This window comes from Pseudomonas putida group bacterium ESBL64 (assembly GCF_045277175.1).
In the GTDB taxonomy this organism is placed as follows: Bacteria; Pseudomonadota; Gammaproteobacteria; order Pseudomonadales; family Pseudomonadaceae; genus Aquipseudomonas; species Aquipseudomonas alloputida.
Window position 1 is genome coordinate 1,936,936 of the sequence record NZ_CP145799.1, and the last position, 17,253, is coordinate 1,954,188.

At 62.9% G+C, this 17,253-nt stretch carries 14 protein-coding genes and 1 tRNA gene; 8 read left to right on the forward strand and 7 right to left on the reverse strand.

Annotated elements, in window-relative coordinates; genetic code table 11:
- Positions 1-13 precede the first annotated feature (13 nt).
- Positions 14-2,032: an alpha-1,4-glucan--maltose-1-phosphate maltosyltransferase gene (locus V6093_RS08975; RefSeq protein WP_047604826.1), complete on the reverse strand. Its 2,019-nt coding sequence runs from the start codon at positions 2,030-2,032 to the stop codon at positions 14-16.
- A 139-nt stretch (positions 2,033-2,171) separates the two neighbouring features.
- Between V6093_RS08975 and V6093_RS08980 the strand changes: the two genes are divergently transcribed.
- Positions 2,172-2,333 (forward strand): hypothetical protein, encoded by a 162-nt coding sequence (locus V6093_RS08980; RefSeq protein WP_003251307.1) that lies wholly within the window; start codon positions 2,172-2,174, stop codon positions 2,331-2,333.
- A 210-nt stretch (positions 2,334-2,543) separates the two neighbouring features.
- Here the strand turns inward: V6093_RS08980 and V6093_RS08985 are convergent, their stop codons facing one another.
- A complete protein-coding gene (locus tag V6093_RS08985) occupies positions 2,544-4,226 on the reverse strand; it encodes an AMP-binding protein (RefSeq protein WP_108078328.1) in 1,683 nt (560 codons plus the stop codon).
- A gap of 324 nt (positions 4,227-4,550) precedes the next feature.
- On the opposite strand from V6093_RS08985, the gene V6093_RS08990 reads away from it, so the two are divergent.
- Genes V6093_RS08990 through V6093_RS09005 form a run of 4 tightly spaced genes read left to right on the forward strand, consistent with a single transcriptional unit; the run spans position 4,551 to position 10,109 of the window.
- Complete coding sequence (locus V6093_RS08990) at positions 4,551-5,714, forward strand: isovaleryl-CoA dehydrogenase (protein WP_003251317.1); 1,164 nt, start codon at positions 4,551-4,553, stop codon at positions 5,712-5,714.
- A 19-nt stretch (positions 5,715-5,733) separates the two neighbouring features.
- The gene (locus V6093_RS08995; protein WP_047604828.1) at positions 5,734-7,341 is read left to right on the forward strand and encodes a carboxyl transferase domain-containing protein; all 1,608 of its coding nucleotides are present in this window, start codon (positions 5,734-5,736) and stop codon (positions 7,339-7,341) included.
- Between the two features lie 3 nt (positions 7,342-7,344).
- Complete coding sequence (locus V6093_RS09000; protein ID WP_014860829.1) at positions 7,345-8,160, forward strand: gamma-carboxygeranoyl-CoA hydratase; 816 nt, start codon at positions 7,345-7,347, stop codon at positions 8,158-8,160.
- Positions 8,157-10,109, forward strand: a complete 1,953-nt coding sequence (locus V6093_RS09005) for an acetyl/propionyl/methylcrotonyl-CoA carboxylase subunit alpha (RefSeq protein WP_406669774.1) — start codon at positions 8,157-8,159, stop codon at positions 10,107-10,109. The genes V6093_RS09000 and V6093_RS09005 overlap by 4 nt, the downstream gene beginning before the upstream one ends.
- Before the next feature lie 298 nt (positions 10,110-10,407).
- Here V6093_RS09005 and V6093_RS09010 read toward each other — a convergent pair whose 3' ends face one another.
- Together V6093_RS09010 and V6093_RS09015 are read right to left on the reverse strand one after the other, a co-directional pair.
- Positions 10,408-11,073, reverse strand: coding sequence for a LexA family transcriptional regulator (locus V6093_RS09010; RefSeq protein WP_014755936.1), 666 nt, complete (start codon positions 11,071-11,073; stop codon positions 10,408-10,410).
- A 65-nt stretch (positions 11,074-11,138) separates the two neighbouring features.
- Positions 11,139-11,792: a LexA family transcriptional regulator gene (locus tag V6093_RS09015; RefSeq protein WP_003251326.1), complete on the reverse strand. Its 654-nt coding sequence runs from the start codon at positions 11,790-11,792 to the stop codon at positions 11,139-11,141.
- A 130-nt stretch (positions 11,793-11,922) separates the two neighbouring features.
- Between V6093_RS09015 and V6093_RS09020 the strand changes: the two genes are divergently transcribed.
- The 3 genes from V6093_RS09020 (at position 11,923) to V6093_RS09030 (ending at position 14,537) form a co-directional block, all read left to right on the forward strand.
- Complete coding sequence (locus V6093_RS09020) at positions 11,923-12,222, forward strand: DUF6124 family protein (RefSeq protein WP_003251328.1); 300 nt, start codon at positions 11,923-11,925, stop codon at positions 12,220-12,222.
- Between the two features lie 448 nt (positions 12,223-12,670).
- Positions 12,671-13,186, forward strand: a complete 516-nt coding sequence (locus V6093_RS09025) for a DUF4880 domain-containing protein (RefSeq protein WP_014859055.1) — start codon at positions 12,671-12,673, stop codon at positions 13,184-13,186.
- A 673-nt stretch (positions 13,187-13,859) separates the two neighbouring features.
- Positions 13,860-14,537, forward strand: a complete 678-nt coding sequence (locus V6093_RS09030; protein ID WP_265978090.1) for a DsbA family protein — start codon at positions 13,860-13,862, stop codon at positions 14,535-14,537.
- Positions 14,538-14,694: 157 nt separating this feature from the next.
- On the opposite strand, the gene V6093_RS09035 is transcribed toward V6093_RS09030, so the two are convergent.
- The 3 genes from V6093_RS09035 to uvrC all read right to left on the reverse strand — a co-directional run bounded on the left by V6093_RS09035 (position 14,695) and on the right by uvrC (position 17,251).
- Positions 14,695-14,770 (reverse strand) — tRNA-Gly (locus tag V6093_RS09035).
- A 63-nt stretch (positions 14,771-14,833) separates the two neighbouring features.
- Positions 14,834-15,394, reverse strand: a complete 561-nt coding sequence (gene pgsA, locus V6093_RS09040) for a CDP-diacylglycerol--glycerol-3-phosphate 3-phosphatidyltransferase (protein WP_010954882.1) — start codon at positions 15,392-15,394, stop codon at positions 14,834-14,836.
- A gap of 33 nt (positions 15,395-15,427) precedes the next feature.
- Positions 15,428-17,251, reverse strand: a complete 1,824-nt coding sequence (uvrC, locus tag V6093_RS09045; RefSeq protein WP_003251376.1) for an excinuclease ABC subunit UvrC — start codon at positions 17,249-17,251, stop codon at positions 15,428-15,430.
- Positions 17,252-17,253: the final 2 nt, after the last annotated feature.

Below are 17,253 nucleotides of genomic sequence, written 5' to 3' on the forward strand. Positions count from 1 at the left end.
CTACAGACCGGTTTTACCCGGCTTTCGCGATGCGCCAGATGCCGAACGGCAGGTGCCAGGGCTCTATACGCATCCATTGGGTCTTGCCGTACCACGACCAGCGGTGGCCGTTCATCAGGTCTTCACCCTGGGTTTCGGCGTTGTCGTCCAGCCCCAACTCCCACAGCGGCAACTCGAAGTGCGCCTCCTGGGCGTTGTGCGGGTCGAGGCTGACGGCCACCAGGATGTAGTTGTCACGCTCGGGCGTACGCTTGGCGAAGTACAGGATGTTGTCGTTCCAGCAATTGAAGAAGGCCACACCCAGATGGGTTTGCAAGGCGCGGTTCTGCCGGCGGATGCGGTTGAGCTGGGCGATCTCGGCGATGATGTTGCCGGGCTGGGTGAAGTCGCGTGGGCGGATTTCGTACTTCTCCGAATCCAGGTACTCCTCCTTGCCCGGCAACGGCGTGCCCTCACACAGCTCGAAGCCCGAATACATGCCCCACAAGCCTGAGCCCATGGTCGCCAGCGCGGCACGGATAAGGAAACCTGCGCGGCCGGAGGTGTGCAGGAAGAACGGGTTGATGTCCGGCGTGTTGACGAAGAAGTTGGGCCGGTAGCACTGGCTCCACGGCGGCTGGTTGAGCTGCTCGAAATATTCGCGCAGCTCCTGCTTGTGGTTGCGCCAGGTGAAATAGGTATAGCTCTGTGCGTAGCCGACCTTGCCCAGGCGCGCCATCATCGCCGGCTTGGTAAAGGCTTCGGCGAGGAAGATGACGTCGGGGTGCTGGCTGCGCACATTGGCGATCAGCCATTGCCAGAACGGCAACGGCTTGGTGTGCGGGTTGTCGACGCGGAAGGTCTTGACGCCCTCCTCGACCCAGCCGACCACCACATCGCGCAGGGCCAGCCACAGCGAAGGCACGGCCTCCGGCGCATAGAAATCGACGTTGACGATGTCCTGGTACTTTTTCGGCGGGTTTTCAGCGTAGCGGATGGTGCCGTCCGGGCGCCAGCTGAACCAGCCCGGGTGCTCCTTGAGCCAGGGGTGGTCCTGGGAGCACTGGATGGCGAAATCGAGGGCAATTTCCAGGCCGTGTTCCGCCGCTGCGGCCACCAGACGGCGGAAGTCATCGCGGCTGCCCAGTTGCGGGTGAATGGCCTCGTGGCCGCCTTCCGGGCTGCCGATGGCATAAGGGCTGCCCGGGTCGCCCGGCTCGGCCTTGAGGGCGTTGTTGCGGCCCTTGCGATGCTGCATGCCGATGGGGTGGATGGGCGGGAAGTACAGGACGTCGAAGCCCATGTCGCGGATCATCGGCAGCCGTTCGTGCACGTCGTTGAAGGTGCCGTGGCGCTGCGGGTCGTCGGTCATCGAGCGCGGGAACAGCTCGTACCAGCTGGCGAACAGGGCGGCCGGGCGGTCGACATCAAGGGGAAACTCAGGGCTGCGGGTCAGGTAGCTGCGGTGTTCGGCTTCGCCCATCAGGCGGGCGGTGGTTGGGTCGAGAAACACGGCCACCTGGTCATCGGTACTGAGGGTAGCCAGGCGGAGCTGCACGGCCTCGAGCGCCTCGCGCAGGGCGCCGCTGCACAGCTCGATGCCTTTGCCCAGCATCAAACGGCCTTCTTCCAGCTCCAGTTTCACCTCGACGCCGGCGTGGTACTTCTTCTCCAGGTCGTGGCAATAGGTGGCAAACGGGTCGATCCAGGCCTCGATACTGAACCGGTGCGGGCCCAGCTCGGTGGGGGTGAATTCGGCCTGCCACAGGTCGTTGCCCGCCGCCTGCATCGGCACGCAGTGCCAGCGCCTGCTGTGCGCCTGGCGCCAGTTGAACATCACCGCCAGGCGGTCGTGGCCGTCGCTGTAGGCCTTGGTGCTGACTGCCACAGGCTGGCCGCTGACGGCCTTGGCGGCGAAGCTGCCGGCGTCGAGCACGGGTTGGGTGTCTTCGATCACGATGCGTGGCGCCAACAGCGCCTGGGCCAGGCTAATGGCCTGGTCGGGGTGATCGTTCGCCATGGGCACGCTTTCAAAGGGCTCGTTTCGTGACATCGACCTTGCTCCCTCAGGCTGGTGGCGGTAAGGGTTCAGAGCCGGGCACAGGCGGGGGGTTCAAAATAATTGAGCGAACGGCAGCTGCCAGCGGTCAGAGCCTACAGCACCTCTTCACCCACCCACGCGAGGTCAGGCCATGAACATTCCCATTCCACCGGAGACACCCGATCCCAACATCGACGACCCGAGCTTGCCGCCACCCGTACCGGAAGAAGACCCGGACGAGCTGCCGATCAAGCCGACCGTGCCGCCGACAGTGGGCGACCCGCCGAGCCAGGAGCCACCGGTGAAGGCTTAAGGGTAGACCACGGCACCGGCATGAACAGCGATCTCCACTGCTCCGTTGAAAGGTTGAGGATGACCAGGTGCTTGGCAAGGTGAAGATCTTGCATTGATCGGGCCGGCCTCTTCACGGGTAAACCCGCTCCTACGAGGGACCGTGCCGGCCTTGAATGCGGCGCGGTGTAGGAGCGGGTTTACCCGCGAAGAGGCCGGCCGCGCCAGCACATCAACCCGCAGATGCAGCCGCAATCTCCGCCACACTGATCTCACGCATCCGGAACTTTTGCACCTTCCCCGTCACCGTCATCGGGTACTCGTCGACGAAGCGGATATACCGCGGCACCTTGAAGTGGGCAATGCGCGCCTTGCACCAGCCCTGCAGTTCCTCGGCCGTGGCGCTGTGCCCAGGGTGCAGCTTGATCCAGGCGACGATCTCTTCGCCATAGCGGCTGCACGGAATGCCGATCACCTGCGCATCGGCCACCGCCGGGTGGGTGTAGAAAAACTCTTCCAGCTCACGCGGGTAAATGTTCTCGCCGCCGCGAATGATCATGTCCTTGTTGCGCCCGACGATGCGCACATAGCCCTGCTCGTCCATCACCGCCAGGTCACCCGAATGCATCCAGCCGGCCGGGTCGATGGCATCCCCCGTGGCCTGGGGGTTGTCCCAGTAGCCCAGCATCACGCTGTAGCCGCGGGTACACAGCTCGCCGATCTCACCGCGCGCGACGATGCAGCCATCAGTGTCCACCAGTTTGTTTTCCAGCTGAGGCTGGGTGCGGCCGACGGTGGTCACGCGCAGCTCCAGGTCATCGTCCGGGCCGGTCTGCAGCGACACCGGGCTGGTTTCGGTCATGCCGTAGGCGATCTGCACTTCAGCCATGTGCATCTGGTCGATGACCCGGCGCATCACCTCGATCGGGCAGGTGGCGCCGGCCATGATGCCGCTGCGCAGGGTCGACAGGTCCATCTGCGCACGCGAGGGATGATCGAGCATCGCGATGAACATGGTCGGCACGCCGTAAAGGATGCTGGCACGCTCCTCGGCCACGGCGCGCAGGGTGAGTTCGGCGTCAAAAGCGTCGTTGGGGTAGATCATGGTGCTGCCGTGGGTGATGCAGCCGAGGTTGGCCATGACCATGCCGAAGCAATGGTACAGCGGCACCGGGATCACCATACGGTCGCGGGCCGTCAGGCCAAGGCTTTCACCCACCATGAAACCGTTGTTGAGGATGTTGTAGTGACTGAGCGTGGCACCTTTGGGCGCACCGGTGGTGCCGGAGGTGTACTGGATGTTCACCGGCTGGTCGAATTGCAGGCTTTGCTGACGGGCTGTGCAGGCCTCAACAGACGTCTGCCCTGCCCGCTCGGCCAATGCGTGCCAGGGCAGGAAGCCGGCAGGCGGGTTGGCGGCCAGGCTGATGACACCACGCAACTCGGGCAGGCATTCACTGGCCAGCTCACCAGGCCGGGCGCTGGTAAGCTCAGGCACCAGCGCCTGCACCATGGCGTGGTAATCAGACGTCTTGAAGGCTTCAGCGCAGACCAGCCAGCGGCAGCCGGACTGGCGCAACACGTATTCCAGCTCACCCACACGGTAGGCCGGGTTGATGTTGACCAGGATGGCGCCGACCTTGGCACTGGCCAGCTGCAAGATGCACCACTGGGCGCAGTTGGGCGACCAGATGCCAACACGGTCGCCGGTGTTCACGCCCAGTGCGATCAGGGCGCGGGCGTATATTTCGACCTGTTCAGCCAACTGCCGCCAGCTGTAACGCAGGCCCTGGTGGCGGGACACCAGGGCCTCGCTGTCGCAACAGCGGGCCACGGTGGCATCGAAGGCCTGGCCGATGGTCTGGGTCAGCAAGGGTCGGTCCTGGCGACCGCGGGTATAGCTCGGTTGACTCATGGGTGTCCCTTCTTGTGGTTGTTTTGGGCACGGCTGAAGCAAGCGGGAATACTCTGGCGCAGATTTACGTTTACGTAAAGGTGACGAGTGGATTGACAGTGCCTTCCCGCAGGCTTACGTTAACGTAAAGGTGATGAACGATACCGGAACCTCCGGCATGACGCCGACCCTTGCAGGAGCGGGCTTGCCCGCGAATGCGATCACCCAGGCAATGACGGTGGTCCTGCTGACGCATTCGCGGGCAAGCCCGCTCCTACAGGGGTCAGCGGTTAGCCTTTGAGCTACGGTGTTACCCAATTTCCAAGAACAAGAAGGTGCCCCAGCATGCATTACCCCTCCCTGAACTTCGCCCTGGGCGAGACCATCGACATGCTCCGCGACCAGGTGCGCACCTTCGTCGCCGCCGAACTGGCCCCGCGTGCCGCGCAGATCGACCACGACAACCTGTTCCCCGCCGACATGTGGCGCAAGTTCGGTGACATGGGCCTGCTGGGCATCACCGTACCGGAAGAGTACGGTGGCGCTGGCCTGGGCTACCTGGCCCATGTGGTGTCGATGGAAGAAATCAGCCGTGGCTCCGCCTCGGTGGCGCTGTCCTACGGCGCCCATTCCAACCTGTGCGTCAACCAGATCAACCGCAACGGCACCCACGAGCAGAAGCTCAAGTACTTGCCCAAGCTGATCAGCGGCGAGCACATCGGCGCCTTGGCCATGAGCGAGCCCAATGCCGGCTCCGACGTGGTGTCGATGAAACTGCGCGCAGAAAAACGCGGCGATCACTACGTGCTCAACGGCAGCAAGACCTGGATCACCAACGGTCCCGACGCCAACACCTACGTGATTTACGCCAAGACCGACCTGGACAAGGGTGCGCACGGCATCACCGCGTTCATCGTCGAGCGTGACTGGAAAGGCTTCAGCCGCAGCAACAAGTTCGACAAGCTGGGCATGCGTGGGTCCAACACCTGCGAGCTGTTCTTCGACGGCGTGGAAGTGCCGGCAGAGAACATTCTGGGCCAGCTTAACGGCGGCGTGCGCGTCCTGATGAGCGGCCTGGACTACGAACGTGTGGTGCTGTCCGGCGGCCCGACCGGCATCATGCAAAGCTGCATGGACCTGGTGGTGCCGTATATCCACGACCGCAAGCAATTCGGCCAGAGCATCGGCGAGTTCCAGCTGATCCAGGGCAAGATTGCCGACATGTACACCCAGCTGAACGCCAGCCGCGCCTACCTGTATGCCGTGGCCCAGGCCTGCGACCGTGGCGAGACCACCCGCAAGGATGCTGCCGGGGTGATCCTGTACACCGCCGAGCGCGCCACGCAAATGGCCCTGGAGGCGATCCAGATTCTTGGCGGCAACGGCTATATCAACGAATTCCCGGCTGGGCGCCTGTTGCGCGACGCCAAACTGTACGAAATCGGTGCCGGCACCAGCGAAATCCGCCGGATGCTGATCGGCCGCGAACTGTTCAACGAAACCCGCTGAACATAAGGGACGGGCGCACATGGCTACCTTGCACACCCAGATCAACCCGCGTTCGGCAGAATTTGCCGTCAACAGCGCGGCCATGCTCGAACAGGTCCAGGCCCTGCGCGGCTTGCTCGCCCAGGTTGCCCAGGGCGGCGGGCCCAAGGCCCAGGAACGGCATACCTCGCGTGGCAAACTGCTGCCGCGCGAGCGTATCGACCGCCTGCTGGACCCGGGCTCGCCGTTCCTCGAAATCGGCCAGTTGGCCGCCCATGAGGTGTACGGCGAAGACGTGCCAGCGGCGGGCGTGATTGCCGGCATCGGCCGCGTGGAAGGCGTGGAATGCATGATCGTGGCCAACGACGCCACGGTAAAAGGCGGTTCGTACTACCCGCTGACGGTGAAGAAGCACCTGCGTGCACAAACCATCGCCCTGCAGAACCGCCTGCCGTGCATCTATCTGGTGGACTCCGGCGGCGCCAACTTGCCACGCCAGGACGAAGTGTTCCCCGACCGCGAGCATTTCGGGCGCATCTTCTTCAACCAGGCCAACATGAGCGCGCAAGGCATCCCGCAGATCGCCGTGGTGATGGGCTCGTGCACCGCTGGCGGCGCCTACGTGCCGGCCATGGCCGACGAAGCGATCATGGTGCGCCAGCAGGCGACCATCTTCCTCGCCGGGCCGCCGTTGGTAAAAGCCGCCACCGGTGAAGTGGTGAGCGCCGAAGACTTGGGGGGCGCCGATGTGCATTGCCGCACCAGCGGCGTGGCCGACCACTATGCCGACAACGACGAACATGCCCTGGCCCTGGCCCGGCGCAGCGTGGCCAACCTCAACTGGCACAAGCAGGGCAAGCTACAACGCCTGGCACCGGTGGCACCGCTGTATGCGGCCGATGAGCTGTACGGCGTGGTGCCGGCCGATGCCAAGCAACCGTTCGACGTGCGCGAGGTGATCGCCCGCCTGGTCGATGGCTCGGTGTTCGATGAATTCAAGGCGCTGTTCGGTACCACCCTGGTGTGCGGTTTCGCCCACCTGCATGGCTACCCGGTGGCGATCCTGGCCAACAACGGCATCCTGTTCGCCGAAGCCGCGCAAAAAGGTGCGCACTTCATCGAACTGGCCTGCCAACGCGGCATCCCGCTGCTGTTCCTGCAGAACATTACCGGTTTCATGGTCGGCAAGAAGTACGAGGAAGGCGGCATCGCCAAGCACGGCGCCAAGCTGGTCACCGCCGTGGCCTGCGCCCAGGTGCCGAAGTTCACGGTGATCATCGGCGGGAGCTTTGGTGCCGGCAACTACGGCATGTGCGGCCGCGCCTACGACCCGCGCTTCCTGTGGATGTGGCCCAACGCACGGATTGGCGTGATGGGCGCCGAACAGGCCGCCGGGGTGCTGGCCCAGGTCAAGCGCGAGCAGAGCGAACGCAGCGGCCAGCCATTCAGTGCCGAAGACGAAACCAGGCTCAAGCAGCCGATCCTCGACCAGTACGAGCGTCAGGGCCACCCCTATTATTCCAGCGCCCGCCTGTGGGACGACGGCGTCATCGACCCGGCACAGACCCGCGACGTCCTCGGCCTGGCGTTGTCTGCCGCGCTGAACGCGCCGATCGAACAGAGCCGCTTCGGCATTTTCCGGATGTGACCCATGAGCGATTTCAGCACCCTTGAAGTGATCCGCGACCCGCGCGGCTTTGCCACCCTGTGGTTAAGCCGCGAGGACAAGAACAACGCCTTCAACGCGCAGATGATCCGCGAGCTGATCGTGGCCATCGACCAGTTGGCCGAAGACACCAGCCTGCGCTTTGTGCTGCTGCGTGGCCGTGGCCGGCATTTCAGCGCCGGTGCCGACCTGGCCTGGATGCAGCAGTCGGCGCAACTGGACTTCAACACCAACCTGGATGATGCCCACGAACTGGGCGAGCTGATGTACGCCCTGCATCGCCTCAAGGCCCCGACCCTGGCCGTGGTGCAAGGCGCAGCCTTTGGCGGCGCGCTGGGCCTGATCAGCTGCTGCGACATGGCCATCGGCGCCGAAGACGCCCAGCTGTGCCTGTCGGAAGTGCGCATCGGCTTGGCCCCGGCGGTGATCAGCCCGTTCGTGGTCAAGGCCATTGGCGAACGCGCCGCGCGCCGCTACGCCCTCACCGCCGAGCGTTTCACTGGCGTGCGCGCCCGCGAGCTGGGCCTGCTGGCCGAGGTGTACCCGGCCAGCGAACTGGACGACCACGTCGAAGCCTGGGTGAGCAACCTGCTGCAGAACAGCCCACAAGCATTGCGCGCCACCAAGGACTTGCTGCGCGAAGTGGACGACGGCGAACTCAGCCCGGCCCTGCGCCGTTACTGCGAAAACACCATCGCCCGTATCCGCGTCAGCGCCGAAGGCCAGGAGGGCCTGCGCGCTTTCCTAGAAAAACGCCGCCCTGCCTGGCAAACCGTTGACAAGAAGGAGCCGCGCCCATGAGCCGCCCCGCTTTGACCACCCTGCTGGTCGCTAACCGCGGCGAAATCGCTTGCCGGGTGATGCGCACCGCCAAGGCCATGGGCCTGACCACTGTCGCCGTGCACAGCGCCACCGACCGTGACGCCCGTCACAGCCGCGAAGCCGACATCCGCGTCGACCTGGGCGGCACCAAGGCTGCCGAAAGCTACCTGCTGGTCGACAAGCTGCTGGCCGCCGCCAAGGCCAGCGGCGCCCAGGCCATCCACCCAGGTTATGGCTTTCTGTCCGAGAACGCAGGTTTCGCCCGCGCCATCGAGCAGGCCGGGCTGATCTTCCTCGGCCCACCGGCCAGCGCCATCGACGCCATGGGCAGCAAATCGGCAGCCAAGGCGCTGATGGAGGCCGCCGGCGTGCCGTTGGTTCCGGGCTACCACGGCGAGGCCCAGGACCTGGACACCTTCCGCGCCGCGGCCGAACGCATCGGCTACCCGGTGCTGCTCAAGGCCAGCGCTGGCGGCGGCGGCAAGGGCATGAAAGTGGTCGAGGAAGAAAGCCAGTTGGCCGACGCCCGGGCGTCGGCCCAGCGTGAGGCACAGTCGTCGTTCGGCGATGCGCGCATGCTGGTGGAAAAGTACGTGCTCAAGCCACGCCACGTGGAGATTCAGGTGTTCGCCGACCAGCACGGCAACTGCCTGTACCTCAACGAGCGCGACTGTTCCATTCAGCGCCGCCACCAGAAGGTGGTGGAAGAGGCCCCGGCCCCCGGCCTGTCGCCCGAACTGCGCCGGGCCATGGGCGAAGCGGCGGTGCGAGCCGCCCAGGCTATCGGTTACGTGGGTGCCGGCACCGTGGAGTTTCTGCTTGATGCACGTGGCGAATTCTTCTTCATGGAGATGAACACTCGCCTGCAGGTGGAACACCCGGTCACCGAGGCCATCACCGGCCTGGACCTTGTTGCCTGGCAAATTCGCGTGGCCTGCGGCGAAGCCCTGCCGATCACACAGGAACAAGTGCCGCTGATCGGCCATGCCATCGAAGTACGCCTGTATGCCGAAGACCCGGCCAACGATTTTTTACCCGCGACCGGCAAATTGGCGCTGTACCGTGAATCGGCACCTGGCGAAGGTCGGCGGGTGGACAGTGGGGTCAGCGAAGACGATGTGGTGTCGCCGTTCTACGACCCGATGCTGGGCAAGCTGATTGCCTGGGGTGAAAACCGCGAACAGGCACGCCTGCGCTTGCTGGCCATGCTCGACGAGTTTGCCATTGGCGGATTGAAGACCAACATCGCCTTCCTGCGCCGCATTCTCGCGCACCCTGCGTTCGCGGCGGCAGAGCTGGACACCGGCTTCATTCCCCGCCACCAGGATGTGCTGCTGCCGGCGCCACGTGCGCTGCCGGCCGGCTTTTGGGAGGCGACAGCCGAAGCCTGGCTGCAGGGCCAGGCGGGGCATCAGCGCGAAGACGATCGCCATTCGCCGTGGAGCGGGCGTAATGGACTGCGCTTGGGCCTGCCGGCACGCAGCAGCTTGCATCTGGTGAGTGCTGGGCACGATCAGGCAGTGGCCCTGGAACGCAGCGCTGCTTCTACCTGGCAGCTGCAAGGTGAGCAGTTGGTGCATGACCAGAACGGCGTGCGTCGCCAGCATCTGGCAATCCGTCGGGGTGGCACGCTGTACCTGCACTGGGATGGCGAAATGCATGCCATCGAAGCCTTCGACCCGATTGCCGAGGCCGAAGCCAGCCACAGCCATCAGGGTGGGCTGGGTGCGCCCATGAACGGCAGTATCGTGCGGGTGCTGGTCGAACCTGGGCAGGTGGTGGAAGCCGGTACTGCGCTGGTGGTACTGGAGGCCATGAAGATGGAGCACAGCATTCGTGCGCCGCATGCCGGCACAGTGAAGGCGCTGTTCTGCCTGGAGGGGGACATGGTCAGCGAAGGGACTGTGCTGGTCGAACTGGTGGAATAACGGTGCCGGAGGGCCGCTTTGCGGCCCTAACGCAACACAAGGCCGCCCCTGCAACAGCCCGTAGGAGCGGGTTCACCCGCGAAGAGGCCGTGCCTGCTGGCCAATTTCCACCCGCCGTTCACGGTTGCCGCCGCTACCGTATTCGCGGGTAAACCCGCTCCTACGCAGATTGGTGGTGGACACACACCGGAGGTTGGACACAGCCCGTCCTGTAGGAGCGGGTTCACCCGCGAAGAGGCCGTGCCTGCTGGCCAATCTCCATCCGCCGTTCACCGTTGCCGCCGCTACTCAAACCCTTTCAAAAGGCCCCATGCACCCGCACGACCACCCCAAGAAATTCGCAACCCTCTTCGCACAACAGCGCCGGGTAGTTACTGTTCAATGCCTTCAGATAACGCTGCCCACCTTCCTCGGCCAGCTCGCGGAAAATCGCCGGTTTGCCGGGCTGACGAGCGATAACCAAACGCCCCGCCTCAGCCTCTACACCTGGGTCCACCAGCATCCGCATGCCCTGCGGCACACTGCGGCCACTGACAGCGCTCATGGCATCGTTTTCCACGGTTAGCCAGAACGCCTTGCCCTGTGCCAAGTAGTCAGTCTGCTCGAAAACAGCAGGCTCTACAGCCGTTGCAGCCTCTAACTCACTCCAACCCAGCACCGGGTAACGGAAGCAGACGATGTATCGCATGAGGTCGGGTTCGTCATCATCGTCATCCACCCCAGAAACACAACGTTCACCATCAGCCTGCCCGTGAATACGCAATTGCAAGCGGACGCAGTAGTGGGGCATGCCAATCTCAACCAAAGTGCGGTTCATCGACTCGAGCTTCGGTTGGCGCCGCTTGTTCACCCAATGTCCTACACTGCCTTGCGACACGCCTACGCGCTCGGCAAGCTGCTCTTGGGTAAGCCCTAATTCCTCCATCCGGTCGCGAACGAGGGCAATCCACTTATCCATGTTCATGGCTGGCATGCCCCTCACGTATAGCGGCCTTGTGGCGTGACACAGCTTCGCAGCAACCCGGCAGCCTAGAAGGCCCCATGTACCCGCACCACCACTCCCAGAAACGCGCAGCCTTCTTCACACAAAACCGTCGGATAGCGCGTATTCAGTGGCCTGAGCATCTTGTCTCCACCCTCTTCGACCAACTGCCGCAATACCGCCGGGCGCCCCGGCTGCCGTGCAATGACCAACCTGCCGGGCTGTGCCTCCAGCCCGGTATCCACCAGCACGCGCATGCCCTCGGGCACGCTCTTACCACTGGCCGCGTTCATCGAGTCGTTTTCCACCACCAGCCAGAACGCATTGCCGGCGGGCATATAGTCCGTCTGCTCATGGGACGTGCTCGTTTCAGGCAATGGCCCCTGCAGGTCAGCCCAACTCAGCACCGGGAAGCGGAAGCTGGCATAGAGCAGCGCCTCGGCTGAAACCGGCTGCTCGGCCGTATAGAGCCCTTGCGCTTCACGCACGATGTCGCGCTCGACCACCATGACCTGGGCTTCCAGAAACACCAGCCCAAGCTTCTCCAGCTTTTCATTGATGGTTTCCAGCGTCGGCCGACGCGTGCCACGCAGCCAATGCCCCACGCCCCCCTGCGTCATGCCCAGGCGCTCGGCCAGTTGGAGCTGACTGAGGTTATGTTCGCGCTTGTAGCGCTTGAGAAATGCGTTCCAGTTTTCCATGAGCGGCAACAATACGGACTGTATTAACCGCTGCAATACACAATCTGAATTATTTATTTGGCACTACATAGTACAGCTTGACCTATTCTGTGATTCCAGTGTGCTTGAAGGGAAATCAGCAGGTATTGCCATGAAACCATCGAAAAACGACGAAACAGATCTCGACAGCGAAGCCGCACGCCGCGCGCTCGACTATTACCTCAACCCCAACCCACCGCGGCCCACCCTGGACAACAGAATCTGGACCCTGCACGAAGGCGTAACCGGCGACCAGGCCCAGGAACACGCCATCGCCCTGCTGCGCTGCGCTGCAGCCACCGCCCAGGAAACCGCCACCCACCAGCACGGCAGCCAGCGAGAACTGACGTTCGCGCTGATGCACATGATGGACATGGCTCGCGCACTGCTGGAGCACAAACGCACCGAGTGAGCGGGTTTATAGACAAAAAAGAAGGGAGAGAACGTGATGGCCAGGTAACGGCAAAGGCCCCGATTGCCGGGACAAGGAAGCGCGCCGGTAAAAATTTTTTACCGGATTAGCGAAAATTCATTTGACTGGCAAATGATAACGATTATTATTGCACTCAGCTGATCGCGAGATCCGCTGGATAACCTGAAAGCTTAGGTCGCTCTCAGATTATCTCCTCATCAGGCTAATCACGGTTTTTGACCCGGCTTTTTTGCCGGGTCTTTTTTTTGGCTCTTCAGGCTAATGAAGATCGTGATGGCGCGCATGATAGCAAAGGTGTTTCAGGGCGTGAACGCTCGTTACAAAACTTTGCGGAATCAGCACTTGAGAATCAATCTCGTTTCGCCTACGCTGTTTCCGCATCAAGGAAGATGCCCCCTCCTCCCCTTTACAGAGCAAGGAGCTGTCCATGACCCGTCTGCTGCTGCCCCTTGAGCACCCCACTCCTGCTGCCGAGCACGATGCCGACGATGCCCTGCTGCATGCACTGAAGCGGCTACCACGGCGCGTACAGCAAGTATTTCTGCTCAACCGCCTCGATCAGCTGGACTTCGCCAGCATCGCTGCGCGCCTTGACCTGCCACTGGCGACTATCGAGCGCAACATGGACCAGGCGCTGCAGGCTGGCCGCTCGCGCCGGGATGTGCTGGCGAGCGTGGCCGGGCAATGGTATGTGCGCTTGCAGAGCCCGCAGGTGACGGCGTGCGAGCGTATCGACTTCCGCCGCTGGCTGGATGCCGATACGGCAAACTTGCAGGCGTTTCACGATACGGAACTGCGGTGGCGCAGCCTGCTGGCGCCGGCACGGCAACTGGGCCATGACGGCTGGTATCGGCAAGGCCGGGCGGCGCTGTCGCTGGGTGGCTGCTCGGTTGCGGTCGGGCTGGGTGTGGCGGCGTTGGTGCTGGTTGGGTTCTGGGCTTGATCAGCGCTTAGGCAAGTCGGACTCTCCGTACTGCATCGAGTAAACTCGTTCAGGATAGGGGGGCGGTCCAAAGTGGAAATGGCAAACGTCAGCGAGAATGCCATGCTCCTTAAGAACCTGCACAATCATCTGCTCGCCGTCATCGCCTGGAAAATCCGTTGATTCGTGCGTCAATCCAGATACGCAAGACAAGGGCCCAGGACCAGAGAGTAACGCTTCAGCCGCTTGCCCGATTCGCCTTGGCCTACCTGAGGAATCAAACCGCGAATCCCCTCGCGAGCAAAACCGAAGCTCAGAAAAGCTAGCTGATTGAGCAGGGCTTCCAGGTTCAGGCTTGCACCTGCGCTGACGCATGCTGCCTGCAGGCTATGCGTTTCAAGGGGTAGAGGGACATTGTGTGAATTTACTTCCAAACCGCCGCGGCGCCACTTTGATCGAAAGCGTTTAACCTCGCAGCGTCCATCGTTGAAACGAAGGCGGAGCCGTTGTTCCGCACCGTGCCACCCGTTCATATCTGGCACTGGCGATGACGGAACCTGAAGAGCAAGCCAGCGTCATAGCCTCATGCAGCAACTCGGCATCAGTGGACTCGATGCCGCCCTCCGCATGACTCAGGATGGAGACGGCGCACCTGTTTCGAGCCGTTCGATCTGGAATTGCCAGGAGCAACAACATGCGCAAACGGATGAGTGCAACCAACCTAAAGTGGGCCTGCGGCTGGCTCGCAGCTGCGGTTTTGGCACTGTGCTGGTGGCTGCCGCTACCTTTTCGTTCCACCGCCGATGATGGCCCGCCGCGGATCTACGGCAACCCCGAAGCGCGCTTCACCCTCACCCTCTACGCCGAACTCGAATGCCCGCACTGCCAGGCCTACCTGCCGCAACTGCAGCGCTGGATCGTCACCAACGATCACGTCAACCTGGTCTGGCGTCACCTGCCCCTCCCCCAGCATGAACCGGCCGCCAGTCGGGAAGCGCGGCGGGTCGAATGCCTGGGCCAGCGTGAGGGGCGCGAAGGCGTTTGGGGGGCGGTGCTCTGGGTCTACCTGCATACTCAAGGCAACGGCCGTGGGTTGGCTGCTGGACACGACTATCCGGACATCGGCCCGTCCCTGCAACGCTGCCTGGCCGGCGAACGGGCTGCCCAAGTCGTGGACACGCAAAAAGCGCAAACCTTGGAGAACGGATTCAACGCCACCCCCACGCTGCGCCTGACCGACAATCACACCCAGCACACCCTGATCCTGGAAGACCCAATCGATCCCGATGCCTTGCTGTCCGCAGTGGACCTGTTGAGCGCACCCGAGATCTTTGAAATGCCCGCTGACGTGATCAGCGATATGTCCAGGTAGCCCACGGCGTCACGGCCAGGGCGCCGCGTTGTGGTGTTTGTACTTGAATTTCGTGGAGGGAGGGGATTGAGGCAGAATGCATTCGAACGAAAAAAGGCCCCGAAGGGCCTTTTTTCAACGACTTACAGACTTCGACTGAAACCTGTAGATCTTTATTTGGAGCGGGAAACGAGACTCGAACTCGCGACCCCGACCTTGGCAAGGTCGTGCTCTACCAACTGAGCTATTCCCGCGTCGTGATGGGTGCCATTCTAGCGATTTCTAAAACAGCGTCAACCCCTTGATTCAAAAAACTTTTATTTTTTTTCCGAACCTTCGCGCAGGTGCGGCCAGGCGGCCAACAGGTAGTGCACCATCGACCACAGCGTCAGCCCCGCTGCCACCAGCAGCAGCCCGTAGCCCAGGATCACCCAGAAGGTCACCACCGGCGGGTTGCCCAGCAGGATCACCAGCGCCAGCATCTGCGCCGCAGTCTTCCACTTACCGAGGTTGGACACCGCCACATGTGCTCGCGCCCCTAGCTCAGCCATCCACTCGCGCAGCGCAGACACCACGATCTCGCGGCCGATGATCACCGCGGCGGGCAGGGTCAGCCAGAAGTTGGCGTGGGTCTGCACCAGCAGCACCAAGGCCACTGCCACCATCAGCTTGTCGGCCACCGGGTCGAGGAAGGCGCCGAACGGCGTGCTCTGCTGCAGTCGACGCGCCAGGTAGCCGTCCAGCCAATCGGTGGCGGCGGCAACGGCGAATACACTGCTGGCGGCCATGTAACTCCACTGATAGGGCATGTAGAACAGCAGAATGAAGCACGGAATGAGCAGGACGCGTAGAACGGTGAGCAGGTTTGGAATATTCATCGGTACGACTGGCTGCAAGTTGAGCCCGGCATTCTACTCGCTATGCAGGCTGGCATAAATCGACTCGGCAAGCTTTTTACTGATGCCGGGGGCTTTGGCGATTTCATCGATACTGGCGCGGTTGAGCTCCTGCAGGCCGCCGAAATGTTTCAGCAGGTCGCGGCGGCGCTTGGGCCCTACCCCGGCCACATCTTCAAGGCTGGAGACTCGACGGGCCTTGCCACGGCGGGCGCGGTGGCCGGTGATAGCGAAGCGGTGGGCTTCGTCGCGGATCTGTTGGATCAGGTGCAACGCCGATGAATCGCCCTTGAGGGTGAATTCGTGATGCACATCGTTCAGGTACAGGGTTTCGAAACCCGCCTTGCGTGTAACGCCCTTGGCCACACCCAGCAGGGTCAGGTCGGTGAAGCCCAGCGCCTGCATCACATCGCGGGCCATGTTCAGTTGGCCTTTGCCGCCGTCCACCAGCAGCACGTCGGGCAGCTTGCCCTCGCCGTCCTTGATGCGCCCATAGCGGCGGGTCAGGGCCTGATGCATGGCCGCGTAATCGTCACCTGCGGTGACGCCTTCGATATTGAAGCGGCGGTAGTCGGACTTGATCGGCCCTTCGGGGCCGAACACCACGCAACTGGCCACGGTAGCTTCACCACTGGAGTGGCTGATGTCGTAGCATTCCAGGCGTTGCGGCACTTCATCCAGGCCCAGCACTTCGGCCAGGGCTTCGAAGCGCGCAGCCATGTGCTGACGGTTGGCCAGGCGGGCATTCAGCGCCTGCTCGGCATTGGTCACGGCCAGTTGCTGCCAGCGGGCGCGGGTGCCGCGCACCCGGTGGCTGATGGTCAGTTCGCGGCCACGCAGCGTGTGCAGCGCTTCGGTGATGGCGTTGAAGTCTTCGTGAACAACATTGACGATCAACTCACCGGGCAGCTCGCGCTCTGCGTTGCCCAGATAGTACTGGGACAGGAAAGCGGCCATGACCTCGGCCACCTCCTCCTCGATGCCCACCTGCGGGAAGAAGTTCTTGCTGCCCAGTACTCGGCCGCCGCGCACGCTGATCAGGTGCACACAGGCACCACCCGGGTTGACGAAGGCGGCGATGACGTCGACATCGCCGCTGCCGCCCTCGATGTACTGCTGGTCCTGCACGCGGCGCAACAAGGCGATCTGGTCACGCAGCTCGGCGGCTTTTTCGAAATCGAGGGCCATGGCGGCCTTCTCCATCTCGGCGTTCAACTCATTGCCCAGTTGCTGGCTACGCCCTTCCAGAAACATCACCGAATGGCGCACGTCTTCTGCGTATTCCTCGGCAGTCACCAGGTCGGTGCAGGGCCCTTTGCAGCGCTTTATCTGGTACTGCAGGCATGGCCGGGTGCGGTTGGCGTAGTAGCTATCTTCGCACTGACGCACAGAAAAGGCCTTTTGCAGCAGGCTGAGGCTTTCGCGAATGGCCCCGGCGCTGGGGTACGGGCCAAAGTAACGGCCCTTGGCCTTTTTCGCCCCACGGTGAATGCCCAGGCGCGGGAACTCGCCATCGGACAGAAACACGTAGGGGTAGGACTTATCGTCGCGCAGCAGGATGTTGTAAGGCGGCCGCCACTCCTTGATCAGGTTCTGCTCCAGCAGCAACGCCTCGGTTTCGTTGGCGGTGATGGTGGTTTCAACCTGGGCGATGCGCGCAACCAGCGCGGCGGTCTTGGGCGCAAGGCCAGCCTTGCGGAAATAGCTGGCCAGGCGTTTCTTCAGGTTCTTGGCCTTGCCCACGTAAAGCAGCCGGGCTTCGCCGTCGAACATCCGGTAAACGCCCGGGCGACCGCTGCAGGTCGCCAGGAATGCGCTGGCATCAAAGACTTGGGACATGG

Bases quoted from the DNA above. Each gene is read 5' to 3' on its own strand.
- V6093_RS08995 (WP_047604828.1), top strand. From the start codon at position 5,734: ATGGCTACCTTGCACACCCAGATCAACCCGCGTTCGGCAGAATTTGCC.
- pgsA (WP_010954882.1), bottom strand. From the start codon at position 15,394: ATGAATATTCCAAACCTGCTCACCGTTCTACGCGTCCTGCTCATTCCG.
- V6093_RS09010 (WP_014755936.1), bottom strand. From the start codon at position 11,073: ATGAACATGGATAAGTGGATTGCCCTCGTTCGCGACCGGATGGAGGAA.
- V6093_RS08990 (WP_003251317.1), top strand. From the start codon at position 4,551: ATGCATTACCCCTCCCTGAACTTCGCCCTGGGCGAGACCATCGACATG.
- V6093_RS08975 (WP_047604826.1), bottom strand. From the start codon at position 2,032: ATGTCACGAAACGAGCCCTTTGAAAGCGTGCCCATGGCGAACGATCAC.
- V6093_RS09030 (WP_265978090.1), top strand. From the start codon at position 13,860: ATGCGCAAACGGATGAGTGCAACCAACCTAAAGTGGGCCTGCGGCTGG.
- V6093_RS09020 (WP_003251328.1), top strand. From the start codon at position 11,923: ATGAAACCATCGAAAAACGACGAAACAGATCTCGACAGCGAAGCCGCA.
- V6093_RS09005 (WP_406669774.1), top strand. From the start codon at position 8,157: ATGAGCCGCCCCGCTTTGACCACCCTGCTGGTCGCTAACCGCGGCGAA.
- V6093_RS09025 (WP_014859055.1), top strand. From the start codon at position 12,671: ATGACCCGTCTGCTGCTGCCCCTTGAGCACCCCACTCCTGCTGCCGAG.
- V6093_RS09000 (WP_014860829.1), top strand. From the start codon at position 7,345: ATGAGCGATTTCAGCACCCTTGAAGTGATCCGCGACCCGCGCGGCTTT.
- V6093_RS08985 (WP_108078328.1), bottom strand. From the start codon at position 4,226: ATGAGTCAACCGAGCTATACCCGCGGTCGCCAGGACCGACCCTTGCTG.
- V6093_RS08980 (WP_003251307.1), top strand. From the start codon at position 2,172: ATGAACATTCCCATTCCACCGGAGACACCCGATCCCAACATCGACGAC.
- uvrC (WP_003251376.1), bottom strand. From the start codon at position 17,251: ATGTCCCAAGTCTTTGATGCCAGCGCATTCCTGGCGACCTGCAGCGGT.
- V6093_RS09015 (WP_003251326.1), bottom strand. From the start codon at position 11,792: ATGGAAAACTGGAACGCATTTCTCAAGCGCTACAAGCGCGAACATAAC.